We start from the raw sequence: 25,932 nt of genomic DNA on the forward strand, positions 1-25,932 counted from the left end.
TCGACCTTCCTGGCGTGGCGGTGTGGCTGGTACTCGTGTGACTGGAGTAAGTCCATGGTGACGATGGTGTTCATGTCGTCAAGGCGAGGTTATCGGCCGTGGACCGAGGATTGCGGTTCCGACACGCACACACGTGGACCCGTGTCGGACAGCCTCTTCCAGGTCGCCCGTCATCCCGGCCGAGAGTCCGGTCGCGCCCGGATGCGAGGCGAGGACCTGCGTGTGAAGACGCTGCAGATCCTCGAACGACGCCTCGGCGTCCGCACCCAACGGGGGCACCGCCATGAGCCCGGCGAGTCGCAGACCCGAGGTCTCGGACACCTGTGCGGTGAGTGCCTCCAGGTCTTCGCGGTCCACGCCTCCGCGATGCGTGTCACCGTCCAGACTCACCTGCACGTAGACGTCCAGATCCGCAGTCCTGTCACCGTTGTCCACCGCACCCGCGACCGCCTTGCCGAGCGCGGTGACCAGACGGTCGGTGTCCACCGAGTGGATCGCATGTGCCCAGGCGGCAACAGCTTTCGCCTTGTTGCGCTGCAGGCGGCCGATCATGTGCCAGCGCACACCGTCGGTGCCGAACTCGGCGACCTTGGGAGACGCGTCCTGCTCGCGCGACTCGCCGAACTCGGTGCACCCGAGCTCGCGCAGCAGTGCGACGTCGGAGGCCGGGAAGAACTTGGTGACGGGAAGCAGGGTCACGGAATCGGGTGCGCGATCCGCGGCCGCACAGGCGCGCGACAGCCGATCACGGACCTCGGCGAGATGGTCCGCGAGATACGTCCGCCGATCGTCCGGCGCGGTCACGAGGTCGTGTCCATCCACACGACACCGGCGTGCCGCCCCGTGGGCGACCCCCGGCGGTGGCTGAACAGCGAACGGTCCGTGATGGTCTCGCGCGGATCGGCGGCCACTCCGGCGACGCCGGCCTCGAGCAACTGGCGACGCAGGCCCGCCCTGATGTCGAGACCGGGTGTGCCCTTGCGAGTACGCGTCGCACTGCCCGGCAGGTGGGTCTCGACGTCGATCTGCATGGTGCGCGGCACCTCGTAGTCGTCTCCCCCGGCCGCCGGGCCGAGGAACGCCTCGATCCGGTTGACGGCGGCGCCCGCGGCCACCATGGCGTCGAGAACGCGCGGGACGATGCCGATCCGAGCACCGACGCGGCCGGCGTGAACGGCGGCGACGACGCCCGCGGCATCGTCGGACAACAGGAGCGGCACGCAGTCGGCGGCCAGGACGACGAGCGCGAGGTCGCGCTGGGTGGTGACGAGGGCGTCGGTGGCCTCGACCGGTCCGGAGACCGGTCCGTCCACCGTCGCGACGGATCGACCGTGAATCTGGTCCATCCACACGAGACGCTCGGGAGACAGACCGATCTTCGCGGCGAGACGACGCCGATTGGCCTCCACGTGCGCCGGGTCGTCACCGACGTGATCACCGAGATTGAAGGAATCGTAGGGCGGTTCGGACACGCCTCCGGCGCGTGACGTCGTCACGCGCCGGACACGGTAACCGCGGTCGGAGATGCTCACCGACGCATGAAGGAGGGCACGTCCACGTCGTCGTCGCCCTCGTCCTCCACCCGGACGGGATGTCCGGTGGCACGCGCGGCGCGCTCGCCGATGGGGGGAAGAGACGAGGACGGCGCGTCGCGGAAGACGGCGGGACCGTCGTCCTCGGTACGCGTCTCGCCCGCGCGGGCCGTTCCCACGGTGGCGCCGCGAGACTGACTCTGCGGTGCCTCGATGGGGCGACGGGCCGGACCGCTGCCGTCGAAACCGGCGGCGATGACGGTGACGCGCACCTCGTCGCCCAGCGAATCGTCGATCACGGTGCCGAAGATGATGTTGGCGTCGATGTGCGCGGCCTCCTGCACCAGCGATGCCGCTTCGTTGATCTCGAACAGACCGAGATCGGATCCGCCGGCGATGGAGAGGAGGACTCCGCGTGCACCCTCCATGGACGCCTCGAGCAACGGCGAGTTGATGGCCGACTCGGCCGCCTTGATGGCGCGCCCCTCGCCGCGCGAGGACCCGATGCCCATGAGGGCGCTGCCCGCACCGGACATGACGCCCTTGACGTCGGCGAAGTCCACGTTGATGAGGCCGGGAGTGGTGATGAGGTCGGTGATGCCCTGGACACCGTTGAGCAGCACCTCGTCGGCGGAGCGGAACGCGTCCATGAGGCTGACGGCCGCGTCGCCGAGCTGCAGCAGCCGGTCGTTCGGGATGACGATGAGGGTGTCGCACGACTCGCGCAGACCCTGGATGCCGACGTCGGCCTGACCGCCGCGCCGCTTGCCCTCGAAGGAGAACGGGCGTGTCACCACACCGACGGTGAGGGCGCCGAGCTTGCGCGCGATGCTCGCGACGACGGGGGCTCCACCGGTGCCGGTACCGCCACCCTCGCCCGCGGTGACGAACACCATGTCGGCACCCTTGAGCACCTCTTCGATCTCGTCCTTGTGATCCTCGGCGGCCTTGCGGCCCACCTCGGGATCGGCACCCGCGCCGAGGCCTCGGGTGAGTTCGCGACCGACGTCGAGCTTGACGTCGGCGTCCGACATGAGCAGCGCCTGCGCGTCCGTGTTGACCGCGATGAACTCGACTCCCTTGAGTCCCTGCTCGATCATGCGGTTGACCGCGTTGACGCCGCCGCCGCCGATGCCGACGACCTTGATTACGGCGAGGTAGTTGTGCGGGGGCGTCATGGGCTCTCGCCTTCCGTGGTTGGTGTGCATGATGCAGTCGAGGCAAACCCTCAACCTGAACCATAGGTTCATAGTTATGTCAAGTGATCGACTGGGTGAAACGCTAGAGACACCGCTCGGCGGGTTCCATTAGGCGCGCCGACACGCGCAGGAAAAATATGTGGGACGTCACCGTCACCGAATGGTCGGCAGATCCGGACTCGACACGTCGTAGGTCTGACCCGGCTGCGTGAGCAGTGGCAGAGCGATGGACGCCTTGTACTCCGTGTCCTCACTGCTCCCCCACACCACGACCCGGCCGTCGTACAACGTCAACGACACCGCCGAGATGGTCGGCGCGTCGATCTGTGCCACCTGCGATCGCAGCGGACCGGGCAGCGCGGTGAGCACCGACAGGGCCGCACGGGTCTCGAGGTTGCCGAAGGACGGGCTGGCCACCACCATGCGCACCACCCCGGGCGGGGGCGGTTCCACCGCGAAGTCGACGGCCTCGGCGTCCATCAGATGGGTACCGTCCGCCGCGTCGAAGAAGACGACGGGAACGCGCTCCTCGACCGTGACCCGCACCGTGGACGGGTACACGCGCTGGACCCGGACCGACGCGACCTTCGGGATGGCGGCGACCCGCGCCGCGGCAGCATCCGTGTCCACTCTCGGCAGGGATGTCCCCTCCGCGACCTGCAGCGTCTGCACGACCTGCTCGCGCGAGACCGCGGCGTTGCCGTTCACCTGCACGGAGGAGACCGCCCACAGCGGACCGAAGTACGACACCGCCACGAAGGCGACCGAGGCGACGAGCGCGAGAAGGATCAACAGCTTGCCGCGGCGACCGACACGCGGTTCGCGCGCCGGCGCCCGCGTCGACGTGCGCGACCGCGTCGACCGCTCCGCACCGACACGACGCGGTGTGGCCGCGGGTCGGGTGCGGCCGGTACCGCGCGCGTTCACGGTCTGTCGTCCTGCCATGTCACGTCCCGAACTCAGCGCCGCGCCGGGGTGGAGCGGAGAGCGTCGAGGATCTGGCTTCCCAGCATGGTCACGTCGCCCGCGCCCATCGTCACCACGATGTCGCCGGCGACACACAGGTGCGCCACCTGACGCGGCACGGCGGACAGATCGGGCTGGTAGTGCACCGGCTTGGTCACCGACCGGGCCACCGTCGCTCCGCTGACACCGGGAACCGGCTCCTCGCGCGCGCCGTAGACGTCGAGCACGACCACCTCGTCGGCCAGATCCAGGGCGGCCGCGAACTGGTCCGCGAAGGTCACCGTGCGCGAGTACAGGTGGGGCTGGAACACGACGATCACGCGACCGGGGGTCGCGGTGTCCGCGGTGCGCACCAGGTCCGCCGCGGCACCGAGCACCGCGCGGACCTCGGTGGGATGGTGGGCGTAGTCGTCGAACACGCGCACGCCGCGCTCACGGCCCTGCAACTGGAACCGTCGGTGCACACCGGCGAACCCGGCCAGCCCCTCGATGATCTCGTCGACTCCGGCCCCGGTCTCGCGCGCGGCGACGATGGCGGCCAGCGCGTTCAGCGCCATGTGCCGGCCGGGCACACCCAGGCGCACGGTGCGGGCACGGTCCTCGCCGGCCAGCCGGAACTGCACCACGCCGCCGGTGTCCTCGGGCTCCCACCCGAGCAGCGTCGCGGACACCGCGGCGCCGTCGACCTGCGCGTCCTCGGAGCCGTAGGTCAGAACCCGCACACCGTCGGTCGCCTTCGCGGCGATCCGACGCGCCAGCTCCCGCGACCCGGGGTCGTCCGTGCACACCACCAGGGCACCGCCGGCGGACAGACGAGCGGCGAAGTCGTCGAACACCTGGACGTAGGCGTCCTCGCTGCCGAAGTAGTCGAGGTGATCCGCCTCCACGTTGGTGACGACGATGACGTCGGGGTCGTACTGCAGCAGCGACCCGTCGCTCTCGTCCGCCTCCGCGACGAAGACCTCGCCGGTGCCGTGATGAGAGTTGGTACCCGCTTCGTTCAGCTCGCCGCCCACGGCGAAGGACGGATCCGCACCGCAGTGCTGCAGCGCGACGACGAGCATCGACGTGGTGGAGGTCTTGCCGTGCGTCCCCGACACCAGGACGGTGCGGAAACCCTTCATCAGCGAGGCGAGCACGGCCGGACGCAGGAGGACGGGCACACCACGCTCGGCGGCCGCGACCAGCTCCGGGTTCGTCTTCGGGATGGCCGCGTGCGTCGTGACCAACGCCGTCGGGCCGCCTTCGAGCATGTCGAGCGCCGACTCGTCGTGCCCGATCCGTATCTGGGCACCGCGGGCGCGCAGCGCCTTCACGCCGCGACTCTCCTTGGCGTCGGAGCCCGACACCTGGCCACCGCGCGAGAGCAGGATCCGGGCTATCCCCGACATGCCCGCTCCCCCGATGCCGACCATGTGCACGCGCTGCAGTTCGGGCGGCAGGGTCGCGTCGACGGTGTGTCGCGTCATGCCCGACCACCTCGTCCGGCGACCTCGAGAACGATGCGCGCGACCTCCGCGGCGGCGCCTCGATGACCCGCGCCCGCGGCGGCCGCACTCATGGCCGACACGCGATCGGGATCGGTCAGCAGCGACACCACGTCGGTGGCCACGAACTCCGGCGTGAGGTCGGCGTCGGCGATCACGACACCACCGCCGGCCGCGACGATCGGGCCCGCGTTGAGTTCTTGTTCCCCGTTGCCATGGGGCAAGGGTACGTAGAAGGCGGGCAGACCGACGGCCGAGACCTCCGCGACGGTCATCGCGCCGGACCGGCACACGACGGCATCGGCGGCGGCGTACGCGAGGTCCATGCGGGTCAGGTACGGCACCGCCACGTAGGGGGCGTCCGGATCGGCCGTGGCGACGTCGAGGGTGTTCTTCGGGCCGTGCGCGTGGAGCACCGACACGCCGGCGGCCGCGAGCGCGGCCGACGCGCCGGACACGGCGAGGTTGAGCGAGCGGGCGCCCTGCGACCCACCGAACACGAGCAGCACGGGACCGTGCTGCGGCAGTCCGAAGTGCGCACGCGCCTCGGCGCGCAGTCCGGCGCGGTCGAGCTCGGTGATGGTCGGCCGGACGGGGATGCCCACGATCTCGGCCTCCGACGACCCGCGGCCGTGGATCCCGGAGCCGGCGACGGCGGCGAGGACTCTCGTCGCCACGCGAGCGCCCACCTTGTTCGCGATACCGGCGCGCGCGTTCGCCTCGTGCACGATCACGGGCACCGTGCCGCGAGCGGCGAGGTAGGCCGGCAGCGCGACGTACCCGCCGAAGCCGATCACCACGTCGGCGTCGACGTCGCGCAGGACCGCACGCGTGGCGCGGACCGATCGCACGACGTCCGCCGGCAACGCGAACAGCGACCGGGTCAGCTTGCGCGGCAACGGCACCGGCGGAACGAGCGCCAACTCGTAACCGCGAGCGGGCACCAGCGTCGTCTCGAGCCCGCGTTCGGTTCCGAGTGCCGTCACCCGTATCGACGGGTTCAGCTCCCGCAGGGCGTCGGCCACCGCGAGAGCTGGTTCGATGTGTCCCGCCGTGCCGCCGCCGGCGACGACGACGGACACGCCGGAAGAGCCTGTCACCGGTGATGTCTCCGTTCTCGTGATCGTGCGTCGCGGGCAGCGGCGCTGCGTGCCATGTCCGCGGCGCCCCGTCGGGGATCCCGCGCGGACGGGCGTCCGGACGTGTGTCGCTCGGGAGCGGGGCGTGCCGCGCGGGCCTCGGACTCGCGTCGTCGCGCCTGTGGCGGCAACGCCTGGCGCGCAGCGGGTCCCGCCACCCCCTGTCGGCCCGGACCACGCGGTCCGCCTCGCGCCTGCGACGCCTTGACAGGCGAGTAGGGCTCGGGCACCGGCAGTCTGAGCAGTCTGCCGAACTTCCCGTCGTGACCCGACGCGAGTGCGGCCACCGCCTCGGGCTCGTGTCGCGAGATGTTGGCGAGCAGCCCGAGCACCAGAAGTGTGATGGCGGTGGACGTTCCGCCCGCGGACACCAGGGGCAACTGCAGTCCCGTCACGGGCAGGAGCCCGATGACGTAGCCGATGTTGATGGCGGCCTGCGCGAGGATCCAGACAGTGAACGTCGCCACCAGGATCTTCATGAACGGATCGGGCACCCGCGCCGCGATGCGCAGGCCCGTGAAGACCAGCAGCCCGAACAGTCCGATGACCGCGATGCACCCGACCAGGCCGAGTTCCTCGCCGATGATCGCGAAGATGAAGTCGTTGTGCGCGTTGGGAAGATAGCTCCACTTGGCTCGGCTCTGACCCAGGCCGAGACCGAACAACCCACCGTCGGCCAGGGAGTACAGCGCCTGCCGCGACTGGTATCCGGTGCCCTGCGGGTCGCTGCCGGGGTTCAGCCACTGCTGGATACGCGCGGAGCGGTACCCAGCCGTCAGGGCGAGCACCACCGCCGCCAGGAAGAGGCCGCCGACGACCGATCCGAACACCTTGACCGGCAGACCCGCGAACCACAGCAGAGCCATGAGGATGATGCCCAGGGCCACGGTGGTACCTAGGTCGGGCTGCATCACGATGAGGAAGAAGATCACCATCGCGGCGGGCACCAGGGGAATCAGCAGACCCTTGAGGTCGGCACGCTCCGCCCGGCGCGACGCCAGCAGGTGCGCGCCCCACACGGCGAAGGTCACCTTCGAGATCTCCGACGGCTGGAGGCCGACTCCGCCGATGGTGAACCATCCGCGGGTGCCCTGCGCGACCGTTCCGATGCCGGGGATCAGCACGAGCACCAGCAGGATCACCGACACCACGAACATCGGGAACGACATCTTGCGCAGGATCCGGATGGGGAGGCGCAGCGCCACGACGAAGAGCACCAGGCCGACCACGGTGAAGATGGCCTGCCGGGTGAACATCGTGTACGCGGAACCGTCCTCGGCGTAGGCCTCGACCGACGACGCGGACAGCACCATGACGAGTCCGAGGATGGTGAGCAGCGCCGCCACGGTGACGATGAGGTGGAAGGACGCGAGGGGCCGGTCCACCCATGTCTCGAACTTCGCGCGGACGGGTCGTCGACGCGGAGCCGTACGGCCGGGGCGGGCGGCGGTGACCGGCTCGGTCACGGGTCCGCCGGCGCGCGACGGGGGTGTCGTGGCGCCGCGGGCCGGGCTCATGCCGGCGTGCCGTGGTCGGCGGTGGGAGCGAGATCGTGCGGGCCGAGGCTCGCGGCGGCGGCGGCGAAGCTGTCGCCGCGGTGCCCGTAGTCCCGGAACTGATCGAACGAGGCGGTCGAGGGTGCCAGGAGCACGGTGGTTCCCGGCTCGGCGCGGCGCGCGGCTGCCCGCACCGCCTGTGCCATCACTTCGTCACCGTCAGTCACATCAGTCGCATCGGCCACTCCAGCATCGTCTCCCGACGGCACCCGATCCACGGGCACATCCGGCGCGTGTCGCCCGAGTGCTGCCGCGATCACGTCGCCGTCCTGGCCGAACACCACGGCACCGACGAGCCGCGGGGCGACCTCGGCGACGAGATCGTCGACCTCCGCGCCCTTGAGCAGACCGCCCGCGAGCCACACGACGCGCTCGTGCGCGAGGATCGACGACCTCGCGGCGTGCGGATTGGTGGCCTTCGAGTCATCGACGAACAGCACCCCACCGAGCTCACGCACCACGGCGGCGCGGTGCGGTCCGACGCGGAACGACCGCAGACCGGCCGCGATGTGCTCGGCCGGGACCCCGGCCGCGCGCGCGAGCGACGCCGCGGCGAGCGCGTCCTGCAGTCCCGCGGGCCCTGCGGGTTCGATGGCGTCCGTCTCCACCAGCGACTCGGCGTCACCGAACGCGCGGTCCACGATCGTGCCGTCCACGACACCGACATCGCCGGCAGCAGGGTCGTGCGCAGTGAACCCGACCGTGATCGGAGCCGCGGCGCGCGCTCGCAGCGTGGACGCGATCGCGTCGTCCAGCCCCACCACGGCGACGTCGCCGTGCAGCGCCTGGAGCTTCGCCTGGACGTAGGCCTCCATGCCGCCGTGCCAGTCGAGATGGTCCTCGGCGATGTTGAGCACCACTCCGGCCGCCGGTCGCACCGACGGCGCCCAGAACAATTGGAAGGAGGACAGTTCCACGGCGAGCACGTCCGCCCGGGGGTCGCGCCGCAGCGCGTCCACGACCGGTACGCCGATGTTGCCGCACGCCGCGGACGCCACTCCCGCCGCGTCGAGGACGGCCGCGAGCATCGACGTCGTCGTGGTCTTGCCGTTGGTCCCGGTGACCACCAACCAGGTGCGCGGCGGCCCGTAGACCTCGGCCTGATCGATACGCCAGGAGAACTCGATGTCGCCCCACACCGGCACGGCGACCGTGAGCGCGGTGGTGAGCAACGGCGAATCGGGGCGGAATCCCGGGCTGGTGACGACGAGGGCGCTCTCGGCCACCGCGTCGCGGTCGGTGGCGATCGCGTCCATCGACACCGTGTCCACGCCGAGATCGGCGCAGGCCTCGAGTGAGGACGTGTCCGAGTCGGCCACCGTCACCGAGGCTCCCACCTCGAGCAGCGCGGGAATCACGGCGCGGCCGGACACCCGACCACCGGCGACGAGAACCCGGCGACCCCGGAGGTCGAGCGGTGACGTGAGGGGTTCGCGGGGATCGTGCAACACCACGTCAGTCGCCGATCGCCGAGAGGTACTCGCTGTAGAACAGAGCCAGTCCGACGGCCGATGAGATGGCGGCCAACAACCAGAAACGGATGATCACCGTCGTCTCGGCCCATCCTCCGAGCTCGAAGTGGTGATGGAACGGGGCCATCCGGAACACTCGTCGGCGGCTCGACCGGAAGACCGCCACCTGGATCACGACGGACGCGGCCTCGGCCACGAAGAGCGCACCGATGACGACCATCAGCAGCTCGGTCCGGGTGACGATGGACAGGCCGGCGAGCAGGCCACCGAGCGCGAGCGAGCCCGTGTCGCCCATGAAGATCTTGGCGGGCGCCGCGTTCCACCACAGGAAGCCGATGCACGCACCCGCCGCAGCGGCACAGATCAGGGCCAGGTCGAGCGGATCACGGACGTCGTAGCAGCCGGGTCCCGGACTCGTGGTGCACGCCTGCCGGTACTGCCAGAACGTGATGACGGTGTACGCACCCAGCACCAGGGTCATCGATCCGGCCGCGAGTCCGTCGAGGCCGTCGGTCAGGTTGACCGCATTGGACCAGGCACTGACGAGGAGGTAGCAGAACAGGATGAAGACGATGCCGCCCATGGAGACGGTCGCGATGTCGCGCACGTAGCTCAGCTGGACGCTGCCCGGCGTCAGTCCGCCGGCACCGTTGAACTGCAGTGCGAGGACACCGAAGATCACCGCGGCGAACAGCTGACCCACCAGCTTGGCCGTCTTGTTCAGTCCGAGGTTGCGCTGCTTGCGGATCTTGATGAAGTCGTCGAGGAAGCCCACCACGCCCAGCACCGTCGTCAGACCCAGCACCAGGAGCGCCGACACGGACGGCCCGTCCGCGTCGTAGCCGATGCCGATGAGGTGCGAGCCCCAGTAGCCGGCCCACAGACCGGCGAGGATCGCGACGCCGCCCATGGTGGGCGTGCCGCGCTTGGACTGATGGCTCGCAGGACCCTCGACCCGGATCTCCTGGCCGAACCCCTGCTTCGAGAACGCCTTGATCAACACGGGCGTCAGCAGGATCGCCACCGCCAGCGCGATACCGCCCGCGAACAGAATCTGTCTCACCGAGTCTCCCCCTGCTCGCTCAGCAATGCCTCCGCGACGGTCCACAGCCCCACCGACTGGGACGCCTTCACCAACACCAGGTCACCCGGCTCAACCTCGTCGCGCAGCAGCGCGATCGCGGCGTCGGCATCGGGAACCAGGTGGGCCTCCTCGCCCCAGGACCCTTCCATGACGGCACCCTGGTACAGGCCGTGCGACGGGCGACCCGTTCCCACGACGATGATCTTGCTGACGGCCAGACGCACCGCGAGGCGCCCGATCCGATCGTGCTCGATCACCGACTCGTCGCCGAGTTCGGCCATCTCACCCAGCACGGCCCAGGACCGCCGACCCCTGTCGCGGCCACTGCGCGCCATCGTGACGAGCGCCTTCAGCGCGGCGCGTACCGAATCCGGGTTGGCGTTGTAGGAGTCGTTGACGACGGTGACGCCGTCGGCGCGCGTGCGCACGTCCATGCGCCGGGCCGAGGCGGCCTCCGCGCCCGACAGCGCGGCCGCGACGGTCTCGACGTCCATGCCGCAGTCCAGGCCGACGGCCGCCGCCGCCAATGCGTTGCCCACCTGGTGCTCGCCGTGGACCAGCAGCGACACCGGAGCGCTCCCCGACGGCGTGACCATGGTGAACGACGCGCGCGCGGTCTCGTCGAGGCGGACGTCCAGCGCGTGGACGTCGGCACTGGTGTCCGACCCGTAGGTGACGACGCGAGCGGTGGTCTTCGACGCCATCGCTGCCACCAGCGGATCGTCGGCGTTGAGGATCGCCAGACCACCGGCCTCCGCAGCCGGAAGCGCTTGTACCAGTTCGGACTTGGCCTCGGCGATGTTCTCGCGCGAACCGAACTCGCCGAGGTGCGCGGTGCCGACGTTGAGTTCCACACCGATCCGCGGCGGTGCGATCGCGGCCAGCGCGGCGATGTGGCCGCGTCCCCGCGCCGACAGCTCGAGGACGAGGAACCGTGTCGAGGCGTCCGCGCGCAGCACGGTCCAGGGATGCCCGAGCTCGTTGTTGAAGGAGCCGGGCGGTGCGACCACGGTGCCCGCACGCTCGACCACCGCGCGGATCAGATCCTTGGTCGATGTCTTCCCCGAGCTTCCGGTGACACCGACGACGGTGAGATCGCCGGCGGCCAGTTCGGCGACGGACGCCGCGGCCAGCTTCCCGAGTGCGTCCAGAACAGCCGCGCCGGGTCCGTCCTCGTGCTCGACGACGATGGCGGGAACGCCCACCGGCCGCGCTGCGAGCACCGCGACGGCACCGGCGGCGACGGCACCGGCGGCATGATCGTGGCCGTCCACGCGCTCACCGGGCAGAGCGAGGAACAGTCCGCCCTCGGTGATCTTCCGGGAGTCGAACTCGACGCCGGCGGTGATCTCCACGGAGGGATCGGGGACGTCGTGCAGTGTGCCCTCCACGATGTCCGCGACGGCGGACAGGGACAGTCGGATCACATCGAGCCTTTCTGTCGGTCGAGGGCGTCGGCGAGCACACGGCGGTCGTCGAAGGGGTACTTGATGCCGCCGACGTCCTGCCCCACCTCGTGGCCCTTGCCGGCGATCAGGACGACGTCGCCGTCCTTCGCCCACTGCACCACGGCGTGGATCGCCTCGTCGCGCGGAGAGATCTCGCGCACCTCGGCGCTACCGCCGACGGCGTCGGCGCCTCGCCGAACGGCCGCGCGGATGGCGGCCGGGTCCTCGGATCTGGGGTTGTCGTCGGTGATGACGACCAGGTCTGCGGCGCGCGCCGCGGCCTCGCCCATCAGCGGCCGCTTCTCGGCGTCGCGGTCTCCCCCGGCGCCGACGACGACGGCGATGCGGCCGTCGGTCTGAGCGCGCAGAGTGGCCAGCACCGCCTCGAGTGCGGCGGGTTTGTGGGCGTAGTCGACGACGGCCAGGAAGTTCTGACCACGCTCGACGCGCTGCATGCGGCCGGGCACGTCGACCTCGGCCATCGCGGCGAGGGCGACCGCCGGATCCACCCCGACCTCCGCGCACACGGCGGCGGCGACCACGGCGTTGGCGACGTTGTAGCGCCCCGGCATCCGGAGTGACGCCGACAGGACGGTGTCCCGTGCGGCGACCTCGAACTGCTGGGTGCCGTCCGGCCCGGACGACCAGGACGTCACCGCCCAGGAGGCCGTCCCCTCGGTCGTGGTCGCCACGGTGAGCGGGGCGGCTCGGCCACCGGCCGCCGCGATCTCCGCCATGCGCCGGCCCCACCGGTCGTCGACGCAGACGACGGCGCGATCCGCGCGGACCGGCGAGTCCTCGGCGAACAACCGGGCCTTGGCCGCGAAGTAATCCTCGAAGGTGAGATGGAAGTCGAGGTGGTCCTGCGAGAGGTTCGTGAACGCGCCCACCGCGAAGGTGGTGCCGTCGACCCGGCCGAGGGACAGCGCGTGGGAGGACACCTCCATGACGACCGTGTCCACCCCCTGCTCGTACATCGCCGCGAACATCGCGTGCAGATTCGGAGCCTCGGGCGTGGTCAGCGCGGACGGCACCGGTTCGGTGCCGATACGGGTCTCGATGGTGCCGATGAGCCCGGGAGTGCGTCCGGCAGCGCGCAGCGCCGCCTCCACCAGATAGGACGTGGTGGTCTTCCCCGAGGTGCCGGTGATGCCGATGACCGTCATCTTGGCGGACGGCCGATCGTGCACCGCCGCGGACAGCGTGCCGAGGATCGAGCGGGGCTGCGGATGCACCAGGACGGCAGTGCCGTCGGGCACGCCGGAACCGATCATGAGGGCCACACCCTCGTCGTCGGTGACCACGGCGACCGCTCCGCGTTCGAGCGCCTCGCCCGCGAAGGCGGCGCCGTGCGACCGAGCGCCCGGCAGGGCCGCGAAGAGATCGCCCGCCAGGATGCTCTGCGCGCGCAGTTCGATGCCCGTGACGCCGACGTCGTCCGTCGCGTCGACCAGCGCACCGTCGACGAGCACTCCGTGGCGCAGACCGATCTCTCCGGCCAGCTCGGTCGCCGACGTGACCGTGGGCCGCTGCGGGCGGAGAGTCGAGCTGGGCACTTCGAGACGCTCCTCTGCTGTGGTGACGGGCGGACGGTGGGTGTTCGGGCCGGTGCGGTGACTGCCTCGGCGCCGAACATGCGAGTGCCGCCGACCGGTGGTCGGCGGCCGACGCATCAGATTACCGGCGAGTCGGCACGCCACGAGACGTGCCATGGCGAAGTCCGCCCCGGTGCAGGTGAACGCCCTGCACTGTCGACGGATCAGTCCGCCTGCAGGAGGAGCCGACGACCTTCCTGCGAGAGCGGCACCGCGTCACGCTGCAGCATCCAGGACGCGATCGAGTGGAACAGCGGAGCGGCGGACTGCCCGCCCGATCCGTCGGAGCTGCGGGTCGGGGCGTCGAGCATGATGCCGATCACGTAGCGCGGATCGTCCGCCGGCGCGATGCCGGCGAAGGTGATCCAGTAGTTCGAGTTGGAGTAGCACTTGCACTCCGGATCGACCTGCTGCGCGGTGCCGGTCTTGCCACTGACCTGGTATCCCTCGATACCGGCGGCGACACCGGTGCCGCGCTGGTTGCCGGTGTCGTTCTGCGTGACGGCCCGGAACATGTCGCGCACGGTGCGCGCGGTGTCGGCACTGACCACCGGCACGCCCTCGGGCTGCGGCTCCGCGGTGCGCTGACCGTCCTTGCCGACGGTCGCCGACACGATGCGCGGCGGGATGCGCACGCCGTCGTTGGCGATCGCTTGGTACATACCGGTCATCTGCAACAGGGTCATGGACAGGCCCTGCCCGATCGGGAGGTTCGCGAACGTGCCGCCGGACCACTGGTCGCGGGCCGGGACACTGCCGGCACTCTCGCCGGGCAGGCCCACGTCGGTGCGCTGTCCCAGCCCGAACTTGTCCAGCATGTCCGCGTAGCGATCCTCGCCGACCCGCTGCGCGAGCATCAGCGTGCCCACGTTGGAGGACTTACCGAACACACCGGTGGTCGTGTACGGCGCGACGCCGTGATCCCAGGCGTCCTTGACGGTCGCACCGGACATCGTGATGCTGCCGGGAACCTGCAGCACCTCGTCGGGGTTCGTCAGACCGTCCTCGACGGCGGCCGCCGCCGTGACGATCTTGTTCACCGATCCCGGCTCGAACGGGCTGGACACCGCGAGGTTGCCCATCTGCGCCGTCGGCGAGTTGTTGCCCACGCCGATGGCCGGGTCGAAGGTGCCGTCGTTCGACATGGCCAGCACCTGGCCGGTGTGCGAGTCCAGGACGACGGCCGACGCGTTCTTGGCGCCCGACAGATCCTTGGCCTGCTGGACCTGCTGCTGAACGTAGTACTGGATGTCGCTGTCGAGCGTCAGCTCCACATTCGAGCCGTCGATGGCGGGTTGCTGGTCGCGCCAACTGCCGGGAATCACCGCGCCGTCGCTGCCGCGGTCGTAGGTGCGGGAGCCGTCGGTACCGGCCAACACCGGGTCGAGGGAGTCCTCGAGGCCGAGCAGGCCGTGGCCGTCCCAGCCGGTCGCCCCGACGATGTTGGCGGCGAGCGCCCCACCCGGGTACTCGCGGATGTCCTGCCGCTCGAGGCCGACCTCGGGGTACTGCTCGGCGATGGTCGCCGCGACCGCGGGATCGATGCTGCGCACGAGGTACTCGAACGACGAGGATCCGGTCATCTTGTCGAGAAGGTCCTTCTCCGACACCAGGTCGCCCAGGATGCCGTGGACACCGGCAGCGACCTCCCGGATGCGATCGTCCGGATCCGGCTTCGTGTCGTCCTTCGCCTTCGCCTCCTCGAGCTCCACACGCACTCGCTGCGGCTGGAAGGTCAGCGCCTTCGCCTCCATCGTGAACGCGATGGGATTGCCGTCCCGGTCCGTGATGGACCCTCGTGTCGCCGGGTCGACGATGGTGGTGGTGCGCTGACTGGCCGACTGCGCCGACAGCGACGGGGCGTCGATGCCCTGGATCCACAGCAACTGCAGCGTCGCGACGCCCAGGATCGCGAACATCGCGAAACGGCCGTAGCGGAACCGGAAGTCGAACGTCTCGGACTTGCGTGGACCCTGTCGACGCGGCGGACGAGGACCGCGAGGACCGGAGCCGGTGGCCGGCCGAGCGCGTGGGTCGCCGTGGTCGCGGCCAGTGCTCCGGTACGGCTGTCGAGTGGTCACCGAGCGCCTCCTGCGATGGGTACCTGCTGCTCGCCCACCGCGGCGGCGGGAGCCGGAAGAGGCGGCGGCGCAGCATTCTCGGGCATCGGCGTGGTCGTCGGTGCCGCGGGTGCGGACGTCGTGGGGGCCGGCGTGGTGGATGCTGCCGGTGCCGACGTGGTCGGGGTCGCGGACGCACTCGGCGACGTACCCGGGCGCCCGACGGGTGTGAGCGCCTCCCCGCCGGACGCGGGTGCCCCGGGGCGCGCACTCGGAGTCGCCGCACCGCCCGACGGGGTGGCGGCCGCGAAGTCGGGAGCCGGTGGACCGGCGGCCGGTGCCGGCGTACCGATCACCTGGACGACGCCGTCCGGCAGGACCACCAGTCGCGGAACGTCCTTCGTCGGGATCATTCCCTGTGCGGTCGCGCGACGGGCCAGCTCGGGAGCCGAGTTCGCGGTCTCCACGTCACGTTGCAGCGCGGCGGCCCGTTCCGTCAGCTCCTGGTTGGTGGCACGCCCCGCACTGAGCAGGTACGAGTCCTCCGCAGCGCGTGTGCTCAACAGCAGTGTCGAGGCGAGTCCGATGGCGAGGAGCCCGATGATGCTGGCCACGAACGGGATCCGAGCCGCGACGGATCGGGTGGGTCGTTGCGCGCGCGGGTCGGACTCGTGGGACATCGCACGCTGGCGACGCTTGTCGTACGCGCGCTTGGCCGCGCCCGTGCGAGCGGGAGGCCGCGGTGTGCGCACCGTCTCGAGCGAGGACCCGGCGCGGCGGTTGCCGTCCGATCCGGTCACGTCCACCGGAACACTCATGACGACCTCCTGGAAATGCGTTCTGCGCCGCGCAGTCTGACCGGAGCCGCGCGGGGGTTGTCGTCGATCTCGTCCTGCGAGGCCTTCTCGGCGCCGCGAGTGAGCAGCCGGAACTCGGGTCCGCTTCCCGGCAGCTCCATCGGGAGCCCCTCCGGAGTGGTGGACCGGGTGCGCGGTGTCAGCTCCTGCTTGACCACGCGGTCCTCGAGCGACTGGTACGACATGAAGACGATGCGTCCCCCGACGACCAGCGAGTCGAGAGCCGGTGCGATGGCGTCTCGCAACGAGTCGAGTTCCTCGTTCACCGCGACCCGCAGTGCTTGGAAGGTCCGCTTCGCCGGATGTCCGCCGGTGCGACGCGTCGCGGCCGGGATGCTCGCGTAGAGCAGTTCGACGAGAGGCCCGCTGGTGACGAACGGTTCCGTCTCCCGGCGGCGCAGTATCGCCGAGGCGATGCGGCCGGCGAAGCGTTCCTCGCCGTACGTGCTGAGGATGCGGGCGATCTCACCGTGCGACGCGGTGTTGAGGATGTCCGCGGCGGTCCGACCCGTCGTGGGATCCATCCGCATGTCGAGCGGTGCGTCCACGGAGTAGGCGAAGCCACGATCGGTGGAGTCGAGCTGCATCGACGAGACGCCGAGATCGAAGAGGATCCCGTCGACGCTGTCCGTCGCGCCGAGGCCGACCGACGCCAGCGCGTCCTCGATACCGTCGTACGTGGTCGCGACCAGCGAGACGCGGTCACCGAAGGGAGCCAGCCGTTCTCCGGCCATGGCCAACGCGTCCGGGTCGCGGTCGAGACCGACGAGACGCAACCGCGGATACGCGGTGAGGAAGTGTTCGGCGTGACCGCCGAGGCCGAGAGTGGCGTCGATGTAGACGGGATCGCGGTCGTTCGCAGCAGCGGCGACGAACGCCGGTCCGAGAAGTTCGTCGGCCCGAGGAAGACGGACCGGAACGTGCGAGAAAGGCGAGGCGGATGCCTGCTCGTCCTCCGCCATGGTGGTGATCTCCCGCCTGATTCGCATTCGAGCTGTGTGTCGTGCCAGGTGGAGCGGTGAGTGCGTCGAGGTCTCTGTCCGACAGTGGAACCTGGCGTTGGGGAAGTACGTCAGGGTCCGACCGGTACTTGGCGTTGGGGAAGTACGTCAAGGCCCGGTTCGGGCAGAGGCCACGCGGCACTCGCCGCCGGCCGGGTGTGGCTACAACATGTCCATGAGCGATTCGTCCACTGCCTGCGAGAAATCTTCTTCGTGCTCCTGCGAGTACCGCTCCCACGACGCGGCGTCCCACAGCTCGAGATGATCCATCGAGCCGATGACGACGCAGTCCTTCGACAGCGCCGCGTACTCGCGGTGCGAGGACCCGATGGTGATGCGACCCTGCGAATCCGGCCGCTGCTCGTCCGTACCAGCCGCGAGGTTGCGGATGTACGCGCGCGCCTGCGGGTTCGACCGCGAGGCCTTCGACAGCTTCGCCACCCGCTCCGCGAACACGTCACGGGGGTAGATGGCCAGGCTGTGGTCCTGCCCTTTGCTCACCATCACTCCTCCCGCCAGGTCTTCGCGAAACTTCGCCGGCAACGTCAGTCGAAACTTGTCATCGAGCTTGGGCGTGTAGGTACCGAGAAACACTCGGCACCTCCTCGACCCTGTGTCGTGCAGTTCGCGGGACTCCATCGATCCCCGCTGTCCGCCACATTACCCCACTTTCCCCCACATTCAATCGACACGGCGGAACATTTCAGTGACTCGTCACTAAAGGGACAGGTCGCACGCACAAAGAGCAGCGAAGTCGGTCCGGCAGCGGGAGGACCCACGTGCGCGTAGTGGAGGTGTCCCCCACCGTTCCGCGGCACCCGTGAACCGGATAATCCGAGGTCGAACGGCACGTTCGCGCGTCACGGGCCCGGGTGACCGCGCGCGGCAGAGTCGCCCGGGGGTGCCGGGTGGGGCGTGGTGGGGATCCGGGGGCCGAGACCACCCTCGGTGGGGCGCGGTGGGGGGATCGACACCCACGGGTCCCTGAACGGCATCAGCGCGGCACCCGTGGTGGGTGCCGCGCTGATGTGTCACAGCATCGGTGTGAGAGGCGTGCTGCCCCTCACGCGAGAATCGGAGCGATCGATGTGACCGCTCCGGTCTCTCTCATTCCTGGTCGAACCGTCGCTTGAAACGATCCTCCATCCGCGAGGAGAATCCCTTGCGAGGACCTCGGCGCGGTGCGGAACCGGAACGGCGCGGGCCGCCTCCCGGTGCCGGCGGGTTGTCGCCCTCGGACTGCTCGGACTGGGGCGCGGTGGGCTTGCGCAGCAAGAGCAGAACGCCGGAGCCGAACATGAACACGAAGCCGACGAGACTGATGATCGGGAATCCACCGGGCTTGAACGGGAGGGCCACGCCTGCAATGAGCAGAATGAGGCCGATCACGAACAGAGCGACGGCCTGAAAACGACGCCGCGTGGATGCGGCTCGAATCCGTCCGCCGCGCACGGTCGACGCGAACTTGGGGTCCTCGGCATAGAGAGCGCTCTCGATCTGGTCGAGCATGCGCTGCTCGTGCTCGGAGAGTGGCACGGTACCTCCCCCGGCACTGGATGGTGGCTCTCACTTCTTGGCCAGAAGTGAGAGGTAGCCGATCGGTCCGGCTACCTGTTGTCGATGATACGAGCAGAATCGGCGGCGAGCCACCTACCTGCACCACCAGTATGCGAGAAAAAGTCGCTCCGTGGTGGCGACCAGGCCTACGCGGGCACCGCGACCGCGTCGGACCGCGAGGTCACACGGTCCTCGACGCGGTGCAGAAAGCGTCCCACCTGCGAGAAGAACTCGTCCGCCTCGGCCGCGTCGAGCCGATCGGCCGAGCCCGCCTCGATGGACGCACGCAGCGTGGAATACGCGGCGAAGTACGACGCCCACTCCGTGAACTCCGGCGCAGCCGTCCGCATGCGCACCCAGGCGCTGCGGGACGCCCCACGCTTGGGCACTGGATCGACCGCGTCGAGCAGGGCGCCGGCACCGCGCAACGCGGCGACGTAGGACTCGAGGAACATGTCGGCCGCCGACGGTGCACCGGCCGCGTCACCGAGAATGGCGTCCGCACGACGCAGCAACATGCGGGCGCGGGCGTGCGTGCGCGACGGCGCCGCGGAGGCGTCGAACGAGACCACCGTGCCGTTCGTCATCGTCCCACCACCCTCCGTGCGGTCTGCAGAGCTGCGGCGTGCCGCAGTGTGACCACCCGTGCTCCGAGCCATTGCGCTACCTCCCTCTCCGACACGTGAACCGATCGGCGTCCCACATCCTTCTCAACACCGTCGGCCTGTCGGTTACTCCCCTGAGCGGGCCGATCGAGCGCGATGTAAGCATGGAGGTCGGACATGTTCTCCGGACCGTCTCGCGCGATCGACCCGATGTCGGGCCGATCGACCCGAGGTCGATTCGTTCGAACGCGTGTTCGATGACTTCACTGTAGCGCGGACGTCCGACACGATGCGAGGGATCGAGGTGAGTACCGTTCACGACGCCCGAGGCGGCCCCTCCGACGAGGGCATTCGTCTGATCGAACTCACCCCGCAGGACATGCGCCGACGGTTGACCGAAGCCCTGTCCGTCTACGTCGCCGCGATGGGCTACCCGCGCGGAACCGAGTTGCATCGGGCGCCGATGTGGGCGGAGCACATCCTGCGGCCGGGGTGGGGCGCGGTGGGAGGAGTCTCACACGACGACCACCTGGTGGCGATCGCCTACTGCTATCGCGGAGCGCCACATCAATGGTGGCATCAGCAGGTCCGCGACGGAATGCGACGAGCGGGGTGGTCCGCCGAGAACGCCGAGCGGGTCCTCTCGGACTACGTCGAGTTGACCGAGCTGCACGTCTCCCCCGAGGCTCAGGGGCACCGTCTCGGCGAACGGCTCCTGCTCGCCCTCATGGCGGGCCGCCGGGAGAGTTCCGTGCTGCTCTCCACCCCCGAGGTCACCGGCGAGGACAATCGAGCATGGCGTCTCTACCGGCGGACGGGGTTCCAGGACGTCGTGCGCCGATTCCACTTCGCCGGGGACGCCCGACCCTTCGCGGTGCTCGGCCGCGAATTACCCCTGACACCCGGGACCGGACTCGGTCCCGACACCACCACAGAAGAGGGGCCGACCACGTGATCGATGCCGCCGTCGTCGGATCGGGTCACAACGCACTCGTCTCCGCCGCCTACCTGACCGATGCCGGATGGTCCGTCCGCGTCCTCGAACGAGACACCGTCGTCGGAGGCGCGGCCTCCACGGTCGAGCGCTTCCCCGGCCACAAGGTGGATCGGGGCTCGTCCGCGCACATCATGATCCGGCAGACCGGCATCATCGAGGAGTTGCGTCTCGCCGATCACGGCCTGCGCTATCTCGACTGCGACCCGTGGGCGTTCGCGCCGCCTCCGCCCGGCACCGACGAGCCGGGCATCGTGTTCTCCGTGGATCTCGACGCCACCTGTGCCTCGATCGAGGCGGCGTGCGGACGCAAGGACGCGGACGCGTACCGCGCGTTCGTCGCACTGTGGGGGCCCCGCAGCGCACGTGTCATGACGTCGTTCGGGAGTCCGCCCACCGGGAGGGCTCTGCTGTCCTCCTTCTGGGGCATGGACGCGAGCGACGGTGCGGCGGCACTGTCACGCGAGTTCCTCGCGTCGGGCGACTCGCTACTGAACCGGTGGTTCGACAGCGAGCGACTGAAAGCGGCTCTCGCGTGGTTCGGCGCCCAGTCCGGTCCGCCGATGTCCGAGCCCGGCACGGCCCCGATGGTGGCCTTCAACGCTCTGATGCACACGACCCCGCCCGGCCGCGCCGTCGGCGGCAGCGGAGCGCTGAGCGTCGCGCTGCAGACTAAGATCGAGGCCGACGGAGGCACCGTCACCCTCGGTGACGCCGTCGTGTCGGTCACGCGTGTCGGAGACGGATGGTCGGTCCGCACCGCGAGTGGCGAGGAGGTGCGCGCACGCACGGTCATCGCCGGGTGCCACATCCTGACCACGCTCGACCTCCTCGACGCCGGCGGTTTCGACACGGCGACGACGGAGTCGTGGCGACGGCAGATCGACGTGGGGCCGGGCATCGGCATGGTGGTCCGCGCGTCGACGTCGTCGCTGCCGCAGTATCCCGGCGCTCCCGGCGTCGAGTCGTCCAGCCGCGGACTGCAACTGCTGGTACACGACCGGGCCCAGCTCCGTCGGGCGCACGGAGCGGCATCGGCAGGCGATCTCCCGCCGGCGCCGGTGGTGCTGGCCATGAGCTTCAGCGCGGTCGACCCGTCGATCGCGAAGCCCGGCGAACACCAGGTCTCGCTGTGGTCGCAGTGGCACCCGTACCGACTGGCCGACGGTCGGAGCTGGCGAGGTGGCAGCCCCGAGGTGGCGGAACTCGAGGGTGATCGGATCGTCGCCGAGGTGGACAAGTACGCCCCCGGCTTCGCCGACAGCATCCTGCAACGGCACACCCAGTCCCCGTGGGACCTCGAACAGGAACTCGGGCTCGTCGGGGGCAACGTGATGCACGTCGAGATGTCACTGCACCAGATGATGATGTGGCGCCCCATGCCGGCGCTCGCGGACATGACCGTGCCCGGAGCCCCGTCGTTCTTCCTGACCGGCGCCTCGATGCACCCCGGCGGCGGTGTCTCCGGATCCAGCGGCCGCAGTGCCGCCCGGCTCGCGATCGCCGAACGCGCGGGCAGTCCTCTGAAGCGCGTGGCGTCGCGTCTGGGCGCCGCTCTCCCGGGCCGCCGATGAGGTCGGGAGACACTCTCCGCGCGTCGGGGCGAGCCACACCCGTCGCGGTGGGCTTCGCCGTCGCGGCCGTCCTCGCGCAGATCAGTTACCCGCTCGTCTCGGGCGGCGTCAAGGACGCCGTGACGTTCTGTGTCGTCGCTCTGCTCGCCGCCGCCTGCGTCACGCACGCGGCGAGCGCACGCGGGGCCGGGTGGGCCACGCTCATGGTGCTGCTCACCGCCGGGATCGGTCTGACGGCCGAGATCATCGGCACGCGAACCGGCATGCCCTTCGGGTGCTACGAGTACGCGCAGGACCGCATCGGACCCTCCCTGGCCCACGTGCCGGTGGTGGTTCCGTTCGCCTGGACGGCCGGCCTGTACCCGGTGTGGTGCGCCGCCACCGTCGTCGCGCAGCGGATGCGCCGACCGGTGCTCACCCGCGTGGGACTCACGACCGTCGGCGTCGTGGGGTGGGATCTGTATCTCGACCCTCAGATGGTGGCCGACGGTCAGTGGACCTGGTGCAGTCCCTTCGCTCCCCTGCCCGGGCTCGACGGCATCCCGTGGACCAACTATGTGGGATGGCTGCTCGTCGCGGCGCTCATGGCCGCCGCCATGGAGGTCCTGGGGCGGTCACCGATGCGCACGCCCACGGTGAGCCCGCTGGTGCCGTGGGGGCTGTTCGTGTGGACGTGGCTCGGCTCTGCTCTCGCCCATGCGGTCTTCCTGCCGGACCTCGGTTGGTCCGCTCTGTACGGCCTCGTCGCCATGGGCGTCGTCGGTGTCCCCTTCCTCCTCGCCCTGTCCCGACCCCGGTCGGACATCGCTCGCGACGCGCCACGCCGCGCTGACCGACCCGTTCACTGACGGTGTCGCGGCGGCCTGGCACGATGACCGCTGTGCCCCACCCCGCTGCTCCTCGCACGTCGCCGCGCGTTTCCGTACCGCGCCGCGTGGTCTCCGTCCTCGTGCTCGCCCTGCTGACGGTTCCGCTGCTGGCCGGGTGCCTCCGGGCACAGGTGTCCATGGGCGTGTCCTCGAACGATCGGGTGTCCGGCCGCATCGTCGCCGCGACGGTGCCGACGGCCGAGGGTGACACCGGACCGGGCATGGAGGTCCCCGACAGCCTGGGCAGCAAGATCCGGGTGCAGCCGTACGACTCGGACGGGTACGTCGGCAGCGAGGCGCTGTTCAGCGACCTCACGTTCGGTGACGTGCAGCAGCTCGCGGCACTGTCCGACCAGTCGGTCGGCCTCTACCAGCTGTCCCTGGTCCGCGCGGGTGACCTCGTCACTCTCGCCGGCCAGGTCGATCTGAGCTCCGTACCCGCCGAGGGCAGCGACGTGCAGTTCACCATCGCCTTCCCCGCTCGTGTCACCACCACCAACGGCGCCCGCGAGGGCGACAACGTGGTGTCCTGGAAGCTCCCCGCCGGCGAGCGCAGCACCCTGCGCGCCGAGGTGCGCTACTCGGATCCGAACACGCGCAGCTTCGCCGGGTGGGCCGGCATCGTCTTCGGTGTCACCGTGGGTATCGCGGCCATCGTCGGCGGCATGGCCTACGTCGCCCGCGACGCTTCCGGCGGACGCCGACGCGATGCGGAGTCGGCCGGCCGCCGGTGACCGCCCGGCGCCGAGCCCGGAACGCGGTTCGAGTCGGCTCTCTCGCCTCGATCGCCACCGCGGGCATCGCCCTGATCAACGCAGCGACCGCACCCCGCGTGCTGCCCTCGTCCGCGGCGACGGTGCGGGCCGGTGAGCGCATCACGGTCTGCATTCCTGCCCGTGACGAGGCAGACCGTCTCCCCGACCTGCTGCGGGATCTGATGGCTCAGCGCTCCCGGTCCGCGATGACCGTGCTCGTGCTGGACGACGACTCGTCCGACGGGACCGCGGACGTCGCCCGGGCCGTCGTGGGTGACGATCCGCGTTTCCGGATCCTGGCGGGCCGCACGACCGAGCCGGCCGACGCGCCGGGAATGGGCAAGTCCCTCGCCTGCCTCGACCTCGGCCGCCGCGCGCTCGCGACCACCGATCCGACCCTCGTCGTCTTCCTCGACGCGGACGTGCGATTGCATCCTGATGCACTGGACGCCGCCGCGTCCGTTCTCCGCGAGCACGACGTGGCCATGCTCTGCCCGTGGCCCGCGGAGACGGCGGTGACGACGATCGAGCGGGTCGTCCAGCCTCTGCTGTCGTGGTCGTGGTCGGTGACCCTCCTCGTCCGGGCCGCCAATCGAGGCCGTCGGCCGTCGATGGGCGTGGCCAACGGGCAGTTCCTCGTGCTCGACGCACCGTCCTACCGCGTGGTCGGCGGACACGAGTGCACACGCTTCGCGGTGGCCGACGATCTGACGCTGGTGCGGCACGTCCGCTCCCGCGGTCTCCCGACGGCAGTGGCGTACGGCGGGCGCGTCGCGACGTGCCGCATGTACACCGACGCCGCGCAGGTGCGTGCCGGTCACGCGAAGTGGCTCTGGTCCCAGTTCGGCGGCGCTGCAGGCACTCTCGCCGTCTCGGCGATCGCCACAGCCGTATGGGTCCTGCCACCGATCGCGATGGCCGCGCGCGGATCGACCCGCCGGTGGGGAGTCGCCGGGTACCTGGCGGGATGGGTGTCGCGCATCGCTGCGCGGCGCGCGGAGGGCAGCGACGACTCGCTGGCCCGCGACGTCGTCACCTCGGCGCTGCACCCACTGTCCATCGCGGCGGGCTCGGCGCTGCTGGCCTCATCGGACCGGGGACGCCGCCAGGGCACTCTCGTGTGGAAGTCGCGCGTTCTGGCCACCCGGCACTGATCCGGTACCGATCCCACCCGTGCCCTCCGGAACCGGGCGGGCGAGCCCGAGATTGCCGACGACCTCACTGGTGGCCTTCGCGAAGTTCAGCGTGATGAAGTGCAGGCCGGGGGCGCCCTCGGCGATCAGTCGCTCCCCCATCTCGGTGGCGATCTCGATGCCCACCGCGCGCACGGCGGCCCGGTTCTCGTCCGGGTCGGACCCGGCCGCGGCGGACAGGCGCTTCTCGACGGATGCGGGCAGCGCAGATCCCGACAGCTCCATCGCACGCTTGACGCTGCGCAGCGACGTGATGGGCATGATCTCGGGGATGATCGGCTTGGCGCCCTGCTCCGGATCGAACGCGGCGACACGGTCACGCAGGCGGAGATAGTCCTCGACGTCGAAGAACATCTGGGTGATCGAGTACTCGGCGCCCGCACGCAGTTTCGCGACCAGATGGCGGGTGTCGTGGTCGAGATCGGGCGCGCGGTGATGTCCCTCGGGGAACGACGCGACACCGACGTGGAAGTCGCCCAGCTCGCAGACCAACCGCACCAGTTCCTCCGCGTACTCGACGCCGTCCGGATGCTTCTCCCACGGACCCAGCGGATCGCCGGGAGGGTCGCCGCGCAACACGAGAATGTTGGAGATGCCGCGGTCCGCGTAGGCCCCGACCATCGCGCGCAGCTCGGTGCGGCTGTGCCCCACGGCCGTGAGGTGGGCCACGGGCAGCAGGTTGGTGACCTCCGCCAGCTCGCCGGTGACCCGCACCGTGCGATCACGCGTGGATCCGCCCGCCCCGTACGTCATGGACACGAAGGCGGGATGCATCTGCTCGAAGGTGCGCACGGCACGCCACAGGCGGTCCTCGGCGGCCTCGTCGCGAGGAGGCGAGAACTCGACGGAGAACGGAACACTCCCGTGCGCCGCGGAATTCAACCGGTCGATCACCGACGGAGTGCGGCTGACCCGCGCGCGGGAGGATTCGTCTGTCACGCCTCACAGCATAGATTCCCGCGCCGACCTGCTCGGGCCCCCAGGTCGTC

General features: G+C 70.3%; 23 protein-coding genes. 5 read left to right on the plus strand and 18 right to left on the minus strand.

Annotated elements, in window-relative coordinates; translation table 11 throughout:
* Positions 1-78: 78 nt before the first annotated feature.
* From QRN16_RS07540 to QRN16_RS07620, 17 genes are all read right to left on the minus strand, one after another.
* Complete coding sequence (locus QRN16_RS07540; protein WP_285185440.1) at positions 79-804, minus strand: YggS family pyridoxal phosphate-dependent enzyme; 726 nt, start codon at positions 802-804, stop codon at positions 79-81.
* Positions 801-1,526: a peptidoglycan editing factor PgeF gene (gene pgeF, locus QRN16_RS07545; protein WP_285186084.1), complete on the minus strand. Its 726-nt coding sequence runs from the start codon at positions 1,524-1,526 to the stop codon at positions 801-803. The genes QRN16_RS07540 and pgeF overlap by 4 nt, the downstream gene beginning before the upstream one ends.
* Before the next feature lie 2 nt (positions 1,527-1,528).
* Positions 1,529-2,710 carry a cell division protein FtsZ gene (gene ftsZ / locus QRN16_RS07550; protein ID WP_027505852.1) on the minus strand — a complete coding sequence of 394 codons (1,182 nt, stop codon included), beginning with the start codon at positions 2,708-2,710 and terminating at the stop codon, positions 1,529-1,531.
* 174 nt (positions 2,711-2,884) lie between these two features.
* The gene (locus QRN16_RS07555; protein ID WP_285185443.1) at positions 2,885-3,676 is read right to left on the minus strand and encodes a cell division protein FtsQ/DivIB; all 792 of its coding nucleotides are present in this window, start codon (positions 3,674-3,676) and stop codon (positions 2,885-2,887) included.
* Between the two features lie 14 nt (positions 3,677-3,690).
* Positions 3,691-5,166 (minus strand): UDP-N-acetylmuramate--L-alanine ligase, encoded by a 1,476-nt coding sequence (gene murC, locus QRN16_RS07560; protein WP_285185445.1) that lies wholly within the window; start codon positions 5,164-5,166, stop codon positions 3,691-3,693.
* Entirely contained in the window at positions 5,163-6,284 is a 1,122-nt protein-coding gene (gene murG, locus QRN16_RS07565) for an undecaprenyldiphospho-muramoylpentapeptide beta-N-acetylglucosaminyltransferase (RefSeq protein WP_285185447.1), read from the minus strand. The genes murC and murG overlap by 4 nt, the downstream gene beginning before the upstream one ends.
* Positions 6,281-7,840: a putative lipid II flippase FtsW gene (gene ftsW / locus QRN16_RS07570; protein ID WP_222630588.1), complete on the minus strand. Its 1,560-nt coding sequence runs from the start codon at positions 7,838-7,840 to the stop codon at positions 6,281-6,283. The genes murG and ftsW overlap by 4 nt, the downstream gene beginning before the upstream one ends.
* Entirely contained in the window at positions 7,837-9,327 is a 1,491-nt protein-coding gene (gene murD / locus QRN16_RS07575; RefSeq protein WP_285186085.1) for a UDP-N-acetylmuramoyl-L-alanine--D-glutamate ligase, read from the minus strand. The genes ftsW and murD overlap by 4 nt, the downstream gene beginning before the upstream one ends.
* Before the next feature lie 7 nt (positions 9,328-9,334).
* Positions 9,335-10,414, minus strand: coding sequence for a phospho-N-acetylmuramoyl-pentapeptide-transferase (mraY, locus tag QRN16_RS07580; RefSeq protein ID WP_027505847.1), 1,080 nt, complete (start codon positions 10,412-10,414; stop codon positions 9,335-9,337).
* Positions 10,411-11,862 (minus strand): UDP-N-acetylmuramoyl-tripeptide--D-alanyl-D-alanine ligase, encoded by a 1,452-nt coding sequence (locus QRN16_RS07585; RefSeq protein ID WP_285185451.1) that lies wholly within the window; start codon positions 11,860-11,862, stop codon positions 10,411-10,413. The genes mraY and QRN16_RS07585 overlap by 4 nt, the downstream gene beginning before the upstream one ends.
* A complete protein-coding gene (locus QRN16_RS07590) occupies positions 11,859-13,439 on the minus strand; it encodes a UDP-N-acetylmuramoyl-L-alanyl-D-glutamate--2,6-diaminopimelate ligase (RefSeq protein WP_285185453.1) in 1,581 nt (526 codons plus the stop codon). Before QRN16_RS07590 ends, QRN16_RS07585 begins: the two co-directional genes overlap by 4 nt.
* A 203-nt stretch (positions 13,440-13,642) precedes the next feature.
* Positions 13,643-15,559 (minus strand): peptidoglycan D,D-transpeptidase FtsI family protein, encoded by a 1,917-nt coding sequence (locus tag QRN16_RS07595; RefSeq protein WP_082544520.1) that lies wholly within the window; start codon positions 15,557-15,559, stop codon positions 13,643-13,645.
* A complete protein-coding gene (ftsL, locus tag QRN16_RS07600) occupies positions 15,556-16,356 on the minus strand; it encodes a cell division protein FtsL (protein ID WP_285185458.1) in 801 nt (266 codons plus the stop codon). Before ftsL ends, QRN16_RS07595 begins: the two co-directional genes overlap by 4 nt.
* Entirely contained in the window at positions 16,353-17,357 is a 1,005-nt protein-coding gene (gene rsmH, locus QRN16_RS07605) for a 16S rRNA (cytosine(1402)-N(4))-methyltransferase RsmH (RefSeq protein WP_222631424.1), read from the minus strand. Before rsmH ends, ftsL begins: the two co-directional genes overlap by 4 nt.
* A gap of 201 nt (positions 17,358-17,558) precedes the next feature.
* Positions 17,559-17,990 carry a division/cell wall cluster transcriptional repressor MraZ gene (gene mraZ / locus QRN16_RS07610; RefSeq protein ID WP_027505841.1) on the minus strand — a complete coding sequence of 144 codons (432 nt, stop codon included), beginning with the start codon at positions 17,988-17,990 and terminating at the stop codon, positions 17,559-17,561.
* Between the two features lie 513 nt (positions 17,991-18,503).
* Complete coding sequence (locus QRN16_RS07615; protein ID WP_222638364.1) at positions 18,504-18,932, minus strand: SCO2097 family morphological protein; 429 nt, start codon at positions 18,930-18,932, stop codon at positions 18,504-18,506.
* Positions 18,933-19,099: 167 nt separating this feature from the next.
* Positions 19,100-19,540 (minus strand): SAV_6107 family HEPN domain-containing protein, encoded by a 441-nt coding sequence (locus QRN16_RS07620; protein WP_231476320.1) that lies wholly within the window; start codon positions 19,538-19,540, stop codon positions 19,100-19,102.
* A gap of 397 nt (positions 19,541-19,937) precedes the next feature.
* On the opposite strand from QRN16_RS07620, the gene QRN16_RS07625 reads away from it, so the two are divergent.
* From QRN16_RS07625 to QRN16_RS07645, 5 genes are read left to right on the plus strand one after another with little or no spacing between them, the layout of a single operon-like run.
* Entirely contained in the window at positions 19,938-20,513 is a 576-nt protein-coding gene (locus QRN16_RS07625; RefSeq protein WP_261781437.1) for a GNAT family N-acetyltransferase, read from the plus strand.
* Positions 20,510-22,126, plus strand: coding sequence for a phytoene desaturase family protein (locus QRN16_RS07630; protein WP_051613370.1), 1,617 nt, complete (start codon positions 20,510-20,512; stop codon positions 22,124-22,126). Before QRN16_RS07625 ends, QRN16_RS07630 begins: the two co-directional genes overlap by 4 nt.
* A complete protein-coding gene (locus QRN16_RS07635) occupies positions 22,123-22,974 on the plus strand; it encodes a carotenoid biosynthesis protein (protein WP_056445602.1) in 852 nt (283 codons plus the stop codon). Before QRN16_RS07630 ends, QRN16_RS07635 begins: the two co-directional genes overlap by 4 nt.
* Before the next feature lie 23 nt (positions 22,975-22,997).
* Positions 22,998-23,729, plus strand: a complete 732-nt coding sequence (locus QRN16_RS07640; protein ID WP_056445605.1) for an LppM family (lipo)protein — start codon at positions 22,998-23,000, stop codon at positions 23,727-23,729.
* Positions 23,726-24,904, plus strand: a complete 1,179-nt coding sequence (locus QRN16_RS07645; RefSeq protein WP_056445607.1) for a glycosyltransferase family 2 protein — start codon at positions 23,726-23,728, stop codon at positions 24,902-24,904. Before QRN16_RS07640 ends, QRN16_RS07645 begins: the two co-directional genes overlap by 4 nt.
* Here QRN16_RS07645 and QRN16_RS07650 read toward each other — a convergent pair.
* Complete coding sequence (locus tag QRN16_RS07650) at positions 24,836-25,882, minus strand: methylenetetrahydrofolate reductase (protein WP_081821267.1); 1,047 nt, start codon at positions 25,880-25,882, stop codon at positions 24,836-24,838. The two genes, QRN16_RS07645 and QRN16_RS07650, sit on opposite strands and share 69 nt — an antisense overlap.
* Positions 25,883-25,932: the final 50 nt, after the last annotated feature.

Source organism: Rhodococcus sp. MEB041 (genome assembly GCF_030208955.1).
In the GTDB taxonomy this organism is placed as follows: domain Bacteria; phylum Actinomycetota; class Actinomycetes; order Mycobacteriales; family Mycobacteriaceae; genus Rhodococcoides.